We start from the raw sequence: 12,763 nt of genomic DNA on the forward strand, positions 1-12,763 counted from the left end.
ACAGGAGGAAGCAATGTTATATAAATACCAACCAGAAAACGAAAAAGTGGTCCTAGGAATTTTAACGTTATCCCAGCGCTCCCATCAAATTGAATTTTTACAGGAAGAGATTCAGTGGTACGAAGACGGTGATAATCGAGATTTGTACCTGTGGAAGGATCAATTTAATAACTGGGCAGGGGTCATTGGCATTGAAGAGCAGCCCCAGTGCTTATTGGTCCGCAAAATGATTCTCACCCCGGATGCGGATACCTATTTTAATGCCTTTCGGGTTCTCGATAATCTCAAGAATTTGTATCCTAACCTTCCGTTCCTAGGAACGTTGCAAAATCAAGAAGTGATCACGCGATGGGAGCGAAATAATGAGTAAATCAAAGCTAAAAATCCACCTTGCAGATTTTGACGGTCCCTTAGAACTCTTGCTACACCTCATTAAAGCAGCACAAATGGATATCTATGACATTAATATTAAAGAGATTACCGACCAGTATGTGAGTTATTTACAAGAAATGAAGGAAGCCCAGTTAGACGTTGCGGGGGAGTTCTTTGTGATGGCTGCTAACTTGATGCACATTAAATCACAGTGGCTTTTAGCCGAGGAAATTGAAGACGAAGAGCCAGACGAAGACCCACGAGCAGATTTGGTGGAACAACTATTAGAATACAAACGATATCAACAAGCAGCCCAAACCCTGCAAAAGCGGGAAAAACATCAACAAAAGGTGCATACGCTGGTTCCAGTTAAAGCGGAAACTGAAGTTGAGATTCAAGCCGATGAGTTTGAAGTAACAGAACTTGCCAAAGCTTGGCAGCGGATTGTGCGACGCCACCGCCAGCTGAACGTAGGCCCCGTAAATCAGATTGAAGAGTGGCAATTTAGTATCAACGAACAGGCTGAATTGATTGTTCAAAAAGTAATTCAATCGGGGCGACGGACTTGTTTATTTTCGGAGTTGTTTGTTTCCCAAGCTAGTTTAGAAGAAGTCGTGACGGACTTTTTGGCAGTCTTAACCCTGGCAAAGCAACGGGTAGTGCGACTTACGCAACCACGGGGAAAAACTGATTTCATCATCGAAGGTGGGAAAAATAATAATGACGATTAGTGCTGAACTAGAAGCTTTAATTTATGCAGCCGGAACAACGGGAATTGAGATTAAGCAGCTAGCCCAATTAACTAACCGATCGATGGCAGTGGTCAGAGAAAATGTGTTTAAACTTGTGCAAGCAAGTGAAAATGACGAACGCGGACTCGTAATCCAGCAAACTGGAGAGTTGGTTTCAATGGGAACGAAATCAGAATATGATGCAGTCGTTCGAAAGATTATGAACGAGGATGATTCGTTGTTAACGCCTGCCATGTTAGAAACGTTAACGATTGTGGCGTACCAACAGCCGGTAACCAGATTAATGGTAGATGAAGTGCGTGGGGTGAATAGTTCGGTTTCGTTGAAAAATCTTCAAAGTCTGGGACTAGTTGTGATTAGTGGCCAGGCGGATGAACCGGGGAATCCGAGTCTTTACCAAACAACGGACTTATTTTTACATGCTTTTGGGTTAGTAGACTTAAGCAAGTTACCTCCACTCCCAGCAGAGGAGCAGCCGGGTGAAGAAACAATGTATCGCACGATGAATCATGATGAAGGAGAATCAGAATGAGTGAAAGATTACAAAAGGTAATGGCGCACGCTGGAATTGCTTCCCGTCGGGCCAGTGAACAATTAATTGAGACTGGGCATGTCCGAGTGAACGGCAAAGTGGTAACCACCCTAGGAACCAAGGTAACGGCAGCAGATCGAATTGAAGTTGATCATAAACCAATTCAAAAGGAAGCACCGGTGTATTTTTTGTTCAATAAGCCGCGTGGAGTGATCACTTCAGCTACTGACGAAAAGCACCGAAAAACCGTTTTAGACTATTTTCAACACCAAGTTTCAGAGCGGATTTATCCGGTGGGACGCTTAGACTACGATACGACGGGAGCACTGCTTGTAACCAACGACGGGGAACTAGATTATTTGTTGACCCATCCGAAACACGAAATTCCGAAAACATATTTAGCAAAGGTGACGGGAATTCCTAACGCCACCGATTTTCACCGCTTAGAAACGGGAGTGAAATTAGACGCTAATCATCGAAGTGCACCGGCTGAGGTTCGCTTGGCAAAAAAGATGGGAAATGACAACCAAAATGCGTTAGTGGAACTAACCATTCACGAAGGTCGCAACCACGAAGTGAAAAAAATGTTGCAAGCGGTTGGTCATCCAGTGGAAAAATTAAAGCGCACGGCCTTTGCGGGGCTAAAATTAGCGGATTTAGAACCCGGGCAGTGGCGCTCCTTAAATAAACGAGAGGTTAGAGACCTGTGGGAACTAGCGAAAGGAGAGCAGCAAAATGAAGTCAAATAATCAAGAACTAAAACGGATGGTGCTCATTGCCATGTTAGGGGCAATTGCCTACTTATTAATGTTCGTTTCGTTTCCGATTTTACCGTATGTTCCTTTTTTAAAGCTTGATTTTGCGGACGTTCCCATTTTATTAGGGCTATTAATGCTCGGACCGGTAGCAGCTATTGAAATTACCATCTTGAAGCTCTTTTTATATTGGATGACAATGGGCTTTTCGGTCATCGAACTAGTAGGGCTGCTCGGATCGTTGGTGGCTTCCCTCCTACTGATCATTAGCTTCTGGTTGATGAAAAAATGGTTACTGGCTGGATCCAAGAAAAAAGGGCTGGCAATTGTGTGCGCAGCTGTGGTCCTGGCCGTGGGAATGAGTCTCTTAAACTACTTCATCCTTATGCCCGTTTACATTAACGTAGCTGGATTTAAACTTTCGATTTCGCTTCCGAAACTAATTCTGATTGGGGTCTTTCCTTTCAACCTTATTAAGGGTGTGGTTGATGGAGCCCTGTTAGTCTTAATTTACGGACGGCTAAAGAATTGGATTGCCCAGCGCTAATGTCTAGTTTAGACCAGGAGCTTAGCCTACTGTTAGTGGATCAAAGGGAATGGCGTCGTCCCCGGTCATTAGAGAACCTCGTGAAGGGAAAACGGACGGTAGCTACCTTATATTGGGGCTTGCGCTATCAACTACTAGGCTTACTAGGAATCGCTCGTTACTTAGAGGTTAGTAAATTGGATTTTGTGGGTCTAGAGCAGCAACGGTTACTTCAAACAAACGCTGGTAAAGTCCGATTAACGCCACTAGGTGCTCAGCAACAAGCAAAACTAAAAGCACAATTGCAAATGGGCTGGAAAGTACGGTTTCAAACGACCGATTTAATGCGGTTAAAGCATCGTTTTTTATTACTAATCCAAGTTGCTTCGGAGTATCATCATCACCAAAATCAATATTTTGTGCTTAAAACTTCCTTACGAGAACAGCAGTGGATAAAGCGTTATTTTGGACAATTACGGTCGGGGAAAAAATTAGAGCAATTTCCAGACAATGTGAGTGCTTTTTTAGCGAAGTTACCAGAGGTAGTTGCTCAGGTGGTGGGAGCAGAATTAGTGGGTTATCACAATAACGGCCGTACCCGGGATCAAATTGCCCAAGAATTATGCCAAAGTTCTTTAGCCATCGCTTTTTTGGAACTGACCGCATTAGCTGCACTAGTTGACTGGGGTTCTGCCCACCCTGATTCACTTCTAACGCCATTGAAAAATGGGTTAGAACGCGGCTTGATTAGTAAAAATGCGGTCCAAACGCTGCGTCTTTATCAAGCAAACCACTCGTTGAAACAAGTGGCCCGGAAACAACGAATCCGTTTATCAACGGTTCAGGAACATCTCTTGGAAGTAGCGATCTACCTTCCGATTGCGCAGTTTCCCTATCTTGATTTTGTGAGTGCTGAGATGAAGCAGGATTTAATGGAACGGTTAGGGACAGATTTGGATGACTGGCAATTTGAAGCAGAGCGCGATTCTGAATTATCTTTTTTCCAATTTCGATTGATTCAAATTTGGATTACGAAGGGTCAACGGGAGGATCAGAAACATGGATCAGCTGACTAAATTATTACAGACTCAGTTTGGCTTTTGTGATTTTCGGCCGGGACAAAAAGAGGCGGTTGAAAAATTGCTGCATGGTGAATCAGTTTTAGCGGTCTTACCGACAGGAGCCGGGAAGACCTTGATTTATCAACTGTATGGCTGCATTACCAAACGTCCGGTGATCATCGTCTCGCCCTTGCTTTCGTTAATGGCAGATCAAGTTGAACGAATGCAGGCTCAAGGGGAAAAGCGGGTTGTTGCCATTAATTCGCAACAAAATTGGTTGGAACGCCAACAGACTTTAAATCATTTAGACCAGTATCGATTTATTTTTGTGGCCCCAGAAAGTTTAGCTAATCCGGAACTATTACAACGCTTGGCTGCTACTAACCCAGGGTTATTTGTTGTGGACGAAGCCCACTGTATTTCACAATGGGCGGTAGACTTTCGCCCCGATTACTTAGATTTGGGGACCTATTGGAGGACAGTTGGGAAACCACAGTTACTCTTACTAACGGCCACTGCTTCTCCCAAAGTTCAAACCGATATTTTGCGTAAATTACGGGTGAAAACAATCTCTCGTGTAATTTTAGACGTGGATCGGCCAAACATTTTTTTAGCGGAGCAAACCCTTGCTTCAGAAACTGAAAAACAAAAGTGGTTAGTGACTTTTTTTCAGCAGACGGCGGGTCCCGCTATCATCTACTTTTCTAGTAAAAAGCGGGCTAATCAAATGGCAGCTACGTTACAGGCAGAAACAGAACTGGAAGTTGCCCCTTATCATGCTGATCTTGATCCAGAAACCCGGTTTAAGGTGCAGCATCAATTTATGGATGATCAACTGCAGGTAATTTGTGCGACCACAGCCTTTGGTATGGGAATTGATAAACCTAACGTTCGGGTCGTAATTCACTATCATTTGCCTCAAGATTTAGAAAGTTATCTCCAAGAAATTGGGCGGGCTGGGCGAGATGGAAAGCAGAGCCTGGCATTAATGTTGTACACGCCTGGAGATGAAACGTTAGCGTTGAATCTAATTGACCGGGCTTTGCCGACTGAGATTGATTTGAATCGGTATGAACAGCATCAATCTTTAGAAGAACAGAAGCAGCGTCTTATTCAGTATTACTCTGAACATCACGTTTCTAGTCAGCGGATGTTGCAATTATTCCAAACGGAGCGAATACGGAAGGAACAAGCCCTTTATCAGGTTGTTCGTTACGCACTAACGACGAAGTGTCGCAGAATTGAATTACTACGTAATTTTACAAGTCAACCGCCCCAAGTACATCAATGGTGTTGTGATGTAGATCAACCAGAGTGGACGGTACCACAATTAAATTTAAAAGTAGCACCGCGAAAAAAGCAATCTGCTGTAAAAGACTGGCGGGAAGTTATGGCTGAGTTATTTTAACCAACGCTTAACATGCTATAATTAAGACATTATAAAGAGGGAGGCTGAACAGCTTGGAGAAACGAAATCAACCAGGAAATTCAGAGCACGCAGAACAACCGTGGGAACAATCTTTTGACGATGATCCTTCGGCCGCAGCATCTAATTCAGATTTAAAACAGCCAAATGATCCAAAACGACCATCACGAATGGCTTTGCGGAAACGACGCGGAAACATCAAGGTGATTGTGACCATTTTAGTTTCAATCGTAGTCCTCATTGCGGTATTCGCTTTGGCATTTGGGATGTCACAGCAAAATAGTTTAAATGATGGTAGCAAACAGACGACGAGCAAAACTACCAAGCAGGCCTCGAAAAAGCCAGCGAAGCAAACGCAGAAAAAGCAGCCTAAGAAACAGAACAAACGGAATAAGACCAATAATAAGCAGCTGGATAACACTACGGAACAGCAAACAAATACCGAGCAAGACACTGATAACACAACTGCTTCGCAACCAAGTAGTTCACAATCACAGACTACTACTTCTGCTCCAACCACAGAAACTACAACTGGTGCTGGACAAAGCAAACAAAGTTATAGCCAGAATCAGACGACTAATTCGGAAACAACCTCCAAGAACTACGTTGTCGTACAACAACATGAAGGATTGTATCGAATTGCCCAAAATGCAGGAATTAGTATGCAACAATTGGAACAGTTAAACGGCTTAACCCCCCAGAGCGTAATTATGCCTGGACAAAAATTAAGAATTAGATAGTTGAGGATTGATGAGGATGCACGCACAAGGATTACAAGTTGCCATTGATGGCCCGGCCTCGGCTGGTAAAAGCACGGTCGCTAAAATTGTGGCCCAACGATTTTCATATGTTTATGTTGATACGGGTGCCATGTACCGTACCATTACGCTGGTAGCTCTTGAGGCCCAAGTTGATTTAACCAATGAAGCTCAGATTATGAATTTGTTACAACAAACGCAAATTACATTTCGTCCAGGCGAACCAGTTCAACACGTCTTTGCTAATCAAACTGAAGTAACGAATGCGATTCGATCCGAAACGGTGACAAATAATGTTTCCACGGTTGCAGCCCTGCCACAGGTTCGCTCTGCTTTGGTGAAACGACAACAAGAAATTGCGGCAGATGGGGGAGTGGTCATGGATGGTCGTGACATTGGAACGACCGTTTTACCCAATGCCGAAGTTAAGATCTTTTTAATTGCAAGCGTCGAGCAACGAGCAGAACGTCGCTACTTAGAAAATCAGGCCAAGGGCATTACGACTAGTTTGTCTGATTTACAGACAGAAATTGCTGAACGTGACTATAAAGATTCGCATCGCGCGGTTTCTCCATTGCAAAAAGCACAAGATGCGGTTGAAATTGATACAACTACTCTTACCATTAATCAAGTTGTGGCTAAAATTGCCCAATTAATTGATGAAAAGCTAAATCTTACTAAAAATTAAGCTAGTTCATGATGTTTTACTGGTATTCTACAATCAATTAGGATAAAATGAACGTAGAGTAGTTTCAAGGAGGAAATGTTTGATGAGTGAAAATGAAAACAAACAGTTATTAGATGCGCTTGATAATATCAAGCAGGTAAACGTTGGAGACGTTGTTGATGGTGAAATTTTAGCCGTTGATAATGATCAACAATTAATGGTCGGAATCGAAGGAGCCGGAGTAGAAGGTGTGATTCCACGCCGCGAAATTTCTGGAGATCCAGACGAAAACATTGCTGACAACTACAAAGTAGGTGACCAAGTTAAAGTTGTAGTTGTTTCCAAAATCGGGGATGATAAGGAAAACGGAAGTTACCTCCTTTCAATTCGTCGTTTAGAAGCCTTGAAGGTTTGGGATGAAATCAAAGAAAAAGCAGAAAAAGACGAAACCATTACTGTTAAAGTAACTCGTCCAGTTAAGGGTGGGTTAGTGGTTAACGCTGATGGTGTCCGTGGCTTTATTCCTGCTTCGATGATTACTGATCACTTTGTCAGTGACTTGAACCAATACAAAGGTCAAGAACTGGAAGTTAAGATTATTGAAGTCGTTCCAGAAGAAAACCGTTTAATTCTTTCTCACCGGGCAATTGCTGAAAAAGACCGGGCTGAAGCACGAGAAAAGATTATGAATTCAATCAAACCAGGCGATGTTGTTGAAGGAACTGTTGCTCGTTTGACGAACTTTGGTGCTTTTATTGATCTTGGTGGAATGGACGGGTTGGTTCACATCTCTGAAATTTCATATGATCACGTTAGTAAGGCTGCTGATGTCTTAGAAGTTGGCGAAAAAGTTAAGGTTAAAGTTCTTTCCGTTGATCCTGATCGTGACCGGATTTCACTTTCCATCAAACAATTACAACCAGGTCCTTGGGATGATATCGAAGAAAAAGCTCCAGTTGGAAGCGTCTTAGACGGAAAAGTTAAACGACTTGTTGACTTTGGTGCCTTTGTAGAAGTCTTCCCTGGTGTGGAAGGATTAGTTCACATTTCTCAAATTTCCCACAAACACATTGATAAGCCAAGTGATGTGTTGAAGACTGGTGAAGACATTAAGGTGAAGGTCCTTTCGATTGATCCAGAAGAACACCGGTTAGCATTATCAATGAAGGCTTTAGAAGAAGCTCCTGCTGAAGAACACAAGCAAGCTCCTAAGCACAACATTGATGATAACTCAACTGCAAATGCTCCTGAAGAAGAAAGTGGCTTTACTTTAGGTGATATCTTAGGTGGAGACATTAATTCACAAGACTAATTAATTTGAAGAAGTCCTTCATTATAAAATGAAGGGCTTTTTTATTTCAAAAGGAGGAACAAGATGGCAAATCCAACCGTGGCAATTGTAGGACGTCCCAACGTGGGAAAATCAACCATTTTTAATCGCATTGCTGGAGAACGAATTTCAATTGTCGAAGATACCCCGGGAGTAACTCGGGATCGAATTTATGCACATGGAGAATGGCTGGGACATAATTTTAATTTAATTGATACCGGTGGAATTGAAGTCTCTGAGCAACCGTTTATGCAACAGATTACGGCGCAGGCAGCGGTAGCAATCGATGAAGCAGATGTGATCATTTTTATGGTAAACGGGCGCCAGGGCATTACAGATGCTGATGAACGCGTGGCTCAGTTACTATACCGTGCAGATAAGCCAGTTGTGGTGGCGGTCAATAAAATTGATAATTTTGAGAGTCGAGCAGACGTTTACGATTTTTACGCATTAGGATTTGGGGATCCCTATCCAATTTCTGGAGCGCACGGACTTGGATTGGGGGATTTGCTGGATGCAGTGATTAAAAACTTTCCAGAAGTTCCTGATCCAGAGCCGGATACAAGCATTCGCTTTAGTTTAATTGGGCGGCCTAACGTAGGAAAATCTTCATTAGTAAACGCCATCCTGGGGGATCAACGGGTCATTGTTTCGGATGTTGCTGGAACGACCCGCGACGCCATTGATACGAAATTTATCCATGATGGACAAGAATTTACCATTGTGGATACCGCCGGAATTCGAAAACGGGGCAAGGTTTACGAAAAAACCGAAAAATATAGTGTGATGCGGGCCATGAAGTCCATTGATGAAAGCAACGTGGTCCTAGTGGTCTTAAATGCTGAAGAAGGCATTAGAGAGCAGGATAAGCGGGTTGCAGGCTATGCTCACGAAGCTGGGAAGGGAATTATTATTGTCGTTAACAAATGGGATATCCTAAAAAAGGATAATCATACCCAGCGGCAATTTGAGGCCCAGATTAGAATGGAATTTAAATACCTAGATTACGCACCAATTATTTTTGTGTCTGCCAAGACGAAGCAACGCTTACAACAACTTCCGGAGTTAATCGAACGGGTTAATGATAACCACGAAAAGCGGATTAGTTCTTCAACCTTGAATGAGGTCATTATGGATGCAGTGGCGATGACGCCCACTCCAACCGTTAAAACTCGAAAATTGCGGATCTACTATGCTACTCAAGTAGCTATTGCTCCGCCAACCATCGTTCTGTTTGTCAACGACCCAGAACTGCTCCATTTTTCATACAAGCGTTATCTAGAAAACCAAATTCGGAAAAACTTTGACTTTAGCGGGACCCCCATTCACATTATTGCACGAAGTCGAAAATAGGCATGATGGGATGAAAACCCTTAAGATTGTGTTAAAATGGCGTTGCAATCGTGGTTTCCGTGTGCTATCTTTAAATACGAGATGATGCTTGCATTGTGTCATCTAGTGTTCTGATTGGATGAGAACGCTTAGAAGTCGATGTTTGAATTTCAAACATCTTTTCAGGAGGTGAATCACTCATGGCCAACAAAGCAGAATTAGTAGACGATGTTGCGCAAGCAACTGGTTTAACTAAAAAGGATGCTACGGCAGCAATGGATGCTGTTTTTGATGCAATCCAAGCACAACTTGCAAAAGGTGAACGTGTTCAATTAATCGGTTTTGGTAGTTTTGAAGTGCGTGAACGTGCTGCACGTAAAGGACGTAACCCACAAACTGGTAAGGAAATTGAAATCCCTGCAAGTAAAGTACCTGCCTTTAAACCTGGTAAAGCTTTAAAGGATGCTGTTAAATAAACATTATTTAGCAGGAGTCGGTTCGCATGTGCGAACTGGCTTTTTTTGTTGGAAAAGAGAGGTTGACAATGAGTTATTCAGAACAAGCACTAGAGGCATTACAAAATAACGATCTAGATTCATACCAAAAAAACTTAAAACTAGCGGAAGCACAAGATGACGATGAGCTCTTGTTTTCTCTAGCTGAAGAAATTTATTCCCTCGGTTTTGCTGATGATGCCCTGCAATTGTATCGAAAGCTACTCAAACGTTATCCTGATGAGGACGAACTGCGGACCTACATTGCAGACATTTTGATTACGCAAGATGAAACTGACAAAGCGCTCGATTACTTGCATCAGATTCAACCAGATTCGGAGTTTTACTTAAATTCTCTACTAGGTCAGGCTGACTTATACCAAACCCAGGGACTAACCGTGGTTAGTGAACAAAAATTAAAAGAAGCAGAAAAATTAGCGCCTGATGAACCAGTGGTAAAATTTGCCCTAGCTGAACTTTACTTTTCGGAAGGAAAATATGCCGAAGCGATTCCGTTGTATTTAGCTTTAATCAAACAGGGGAAGTTAAACATTTCCAACGTAAACCTCGTAGAACGGATTGGGGTGGCCTATGCCAACGTCGGGAACTTTGAGAATGCAATTGGTTATTTAGAACAGATTCAACCGGCCGAAATGTCTCCGGCCGTGCAATTTGAAACCGGGTTTACGTATTTACAACTCAAGGATTACAAAAAAGCGATTGCGCTGTTTGAAACGTTGCGTGATACCGATCCTCAGTATAGCTCTTTGTATCCGTACCTGGGTCAGGCTCTTGAAGCTGATCATCAACCGGAAGCAGCGCTGCGAACCTACCAGGAAGGGATTGGAATTGATGAATACAATGTGACCCTTTATCTTCTAGCAGCTAAACTGGCGGAACAACAAGGCGACCAAGCCACCGCCATTGATTACTTACAACGCGGGCATCAGGCTAATCCGGATAATCTAGCGGTAATTACCCAATTAGCTGCCGCTTATTTACGCAATCAGCAAAACCAAGCGGTTGTTGATTTATTAACGCCGTATCGAAACGAACACGAAACGGATGGTCAACTGGATTGGGACTTAGCCGTTGCCAATGCCCGCTTGGATAATTTGACTGAAGCCACTGCTGATTACAAGCAGGCTTATTCGAGTTTTAAAGATGATCCAGAATTTTTAAAAGAATACATTTTATTTTTGCGAGAAACTGGATCAGTTCAAGCAACGTTGCCATTACTGCGTCACTACGTTCAGCTGGCCCCGAATGACGACGAAATGATTTACATGTTAGAAGACTTAGAAGACTTAGAAGACCAATAGGTAGACAAAATACCTCCAAAAGTTAGAGCAAAATCTAATTTTTCAGAGGTATTTTTGCTTTGGTCATTTTTAGTTTTCATAAATTATTGCTATCCGTTAGCAGATCATCTAAAAATGAAACTGGACCGTTTTGCTGTTTATAAATAAATTGTCTCTGATGTCAATGGTTAAATTGACGTAGTTTCTTGGTATAATTGACAAAAAGACGAAGAAAGAAGTGGCACTGTTTGCAGATTAAAAAATTACCCAACGCTTTTAAAGAGGCCCAACAAGTGCTCCAAATCATTGAGGAGCATGGTTATGAAGCTTATTTTGTGGGAGGAAGCGTACGGGATACAATCTTGAAATTACCGCTTCATGACGTTGACATTGCGACGTCCGCTTATCCAGCAGAGATTAAGCAAATTTTTGTACACACGGTTGATACTGGAATCGAACACGGAACGGTCACCGTTTTGCATCATGGGCAAAGTTTTGAGATTACGACCTTTCGGACTGAGTCGGGGTATCAAGATTATCGCCGGCCGGATCAGGTTACGTTTGTGCGTTCTCTAAAGGAAGACCTCATGCGTCGTGATTTTACGGTGAATGCCCTGGCCATGCGCGAAAACGGGGAGGTAATTGACCTGTTTGGTGGCATTTCTGATTTACAGCAGCACATCATCCGCGCTGTGGGGAATCCCTCTGAGCGCTTTCACGAAGATGCGTTACGGATGATGCGAGCGGTTCGCTTCGGGAGCCAGTTGGATTTTACGATTGAAGCGCAGACAATGGCCGCTATTAAAAGTAATAGTCCGTTATTAGAAAAAATTGCGGTGGAACGGATTCACGTTGAGTTTGTAAAGATGCTACTGGGAATTGCTCCTTTACGCGGACTGGCTCAGATGCTCCAGACGGACTTGCTCTGTTATGTGCCCGTTTTAAATCACCATTTGAAGCAATTAGCGGTGGTAAGTGAACTTCCACTAGCACGTCAATTAGAGAATGAAACTGAGGTTTGGAGTTGGCTGGCCGTGAGCCTGGATTGGTCGGTCGCGCAAATTCGGACAACGCTGCAGGCGTGGAAGAGTTCTAAGCAACTAATTGCCGATGTGGCCAGCGTTACAGCAGCGAGTCAGTCCTTACTTACGGATCAAATGACGGATTGGCAGCTATACCAAACTGGAGCGACGAACTTACAAACAGCAGCCCAATTACTAGTTGTCTTAGGAAAACCGGATTACAGTCAGGAACTTGCCCGTCGGTACGAAACGCTGCCCATTCACAATAAGCACGAGCTTGCTATCAACGGGAAACAGTTGATGCAAGCAGGGATTAAACCGGGACCCCAACTGGGCCAAATCTTAAACCAATTAGAACAGCAGGTCGTGGCAGGAGCAATTGAAAATGAACCCCAGCAATTGTTAGATCACGCCCAATCAATGAAGTGAGGCAGG

The 12,763-nt window shown here is 43.1% G+C and carries 14 protein-coding genes; all 14 read left to right on the plus strand.

Annotated elements, in window-relative coordinates; all coding sequences use genetic code 11:
* The first annotated feature begins 13 nt into the window (after positions 1 to 13).
* The 14 genes from M3M39_RS04585 (at position 14) to M3M39_RS04650 (ending at position 12,757) form a co-directional block, all read left to right on the plus strand.
* The gene (locus M3M39_RS04585; protein WP_252796699.1) at positions 14 to 370 is read left to right on the plus strand and encodes a riboflavin biosynthesis protein RibT; all 357 of its coding nucleotides are present in this window, start codon (positions 14 to 16) and stop codon (positions 368 to 370) included.
* Entirely contained in the window at positions 363 to 1,103 is a 741-nt protein-coding gene (locus tag M3M39_RS04590; RefSeq protein WP_252796700.1) for a segregation and condensation protein A, read from the plus strand. The genes M3M39_RS04585 and M3M39_RS04590 overlap by 8 nt, the downstream gene beginning before the upstream one ends.
* On the plus strand, positions 1,093 to 1,656 hold the full coding sequence (scpB, locus tag M3M39_RS04595; RefSeq protein WP_252796701.1) for an SMC-Scp complex subunit ScpB: 564 nt from the start codon (positions 1,093 to 1,095) through the stop codon (positions 1,654 to 1,656). Before M3M39_RS04590 ends, scpB begins: the two co-directional genes overlap by 11 nt.
* The gene (locus M3M39_RS04600) at positions 1,653 to 2,405 is read left to right on the plus strand and encodes a pseudouridine synthase (RefSeq protein ID WP_252796702.1); all 753 of its coding nucleotides are present in this window, start codon (positions 1,653 to 1,655) and stop codon (positions 2,403 to 2,405) included. The genes scpB and M3M39_RS04600 overlap by 4 nt, the downstream gene beginning before the upstream one ends.
* Positions 2,392 to 2,958, plus strand: a complete 567-nt coding sequence (locus M3M39_RS04605) for an ECF transporter S component (RefSeq protein WP_252796703.1) — start codon at positions 2,392 to 2,394, stop codon at positions 2,956 to 2,958. Before M3M39_RS04600 ends, M3M39_RS04605 begins: the two co-directional genes overlap by 14 nt.
* Entirely contained in the window at positions 2,958 to 4,013 is a 1,056-nt protein-coding gene (locus M3M39_RS04610; protein ID WP_252796704.1) for a helix-turn-helix domain-containing protein, read from the plus strand. The genes M3M39_RS04605 and M3M39_RS04610 overlap by 1 nt, the downstream gene beginning before the upstream one ends.
* A complete protein-coding gene (locus M3M39_RS04615; RefSeq protein WP_252796705.1) occupies positions 3,997 to 5,406 on the plus strand; it encodes a RecQ family ATP-dependent DNA helicase in 1,410 nt (469 codons plus the stop codon). The genes M3M39_RS04610 and M3M39_RS04615 overlap by 17 nt, the downstream gene beginning before the upstream one ends.
* A 53-nt stretch (positions 5,407 to 5,459) precedes the next feature.
* Positions 5,460 to 6,164, plus strand: coding sequence for a LysM peptidoglycan-binding domain-containing protein (locus M3M39_RS04620; RefSeq protein WP_252796706.1), 705 nt, complete (start codon positions 5,460 to 5,462; stop codon positions 6,162 to 6,164).
* Between the two features lie 16 nt (positions 6,165 to 6,180).
* On the plus strand, positions 6,181 to 6,870 hold the full coding sequence (cmk, locus tag M3M39_RS04625; RefSeq protein ID WP_252796707.1) for a (d)CMP kinase: 690 nt from the start codon (positions 6,181 to 6,183) through the stop codon (positions 6,868 to 6,870).
* 82 nt (positions 6,871 to 6,952) lie between these two features.
* Positions 6,953 to 8,161, plus strand: coding sequence for a 30S ribosomal protein S1 (gene rpsA / locus M3M39_RS04630; RefSeq protein WP_252796708.1), 1,209 nt, complete (start codon positions 6,953 to 6,955; stop codon positions 8,159 to 8,161).
* Positions 8,162 to 8,224: 63 nt separating this feature from the next.
* Positions 8,225 to 9,532, plus strand: a complete 1,308-nt coding sequence (gene der / locus M3M39_RS04635; protein WP_252796709.1) for a ribosome biogenesis GTPase Der — start codon at positions 8,225 to 8,227, stop codon at positions 9,530 to 9,532.
* Positions 9,533 to 9,711: 179 nt separating this feature from the next.
* A complete protein-coding gene (locus M3M39_RS04640) occupies positions 9,712 to 9,987 on the plus strand; it encodes an HU family DNA-binding protein (RefSeq protein WP_252795547.1) in 276 nt (91 codons plus the stop codon).
* Between the two features lie 68 nt (positions 9,988 to 10,055).
* On the plus strand, positions 10,056 to 11,327 hold the full coding sequence (locus M3M39_RS04645) for a tetratricopeptide repeat protein (RefSeq protein WP_252796710.1): 1,272 nt from the start codon (positions 10,056 to 10,058) through the stop codon (positions 11,325 to 11,327).
* Positions 11,328 to 11,554: 227 nt separating this feature from the next.
* On the plus strand, positions 11,555 to 12,757 hold the full coding sequence (locus M3M39_RS04650; RefSeq protein ID WP_252796711.1) for a CCA tRNA nucleotidyltransferase: 1,203 nt from the start codon (positions 11,555 to 11,557) through the stop codon (positions 12,755 to 12,757).
* Positions 12,758 to 12,763 lie beyond the last annotated feature (6 nt).

Source organism: Fructilactobacillus hinvesii, from assembly GCF_024029435.1.
GTDB classification, from domain to species: domain Bacteria; phylum Bacillota; class Bacilli; order Lactobacillales; family Lactobacillaceae; genus Fructilactobacillus; species Fructilactobacillus hinvesii.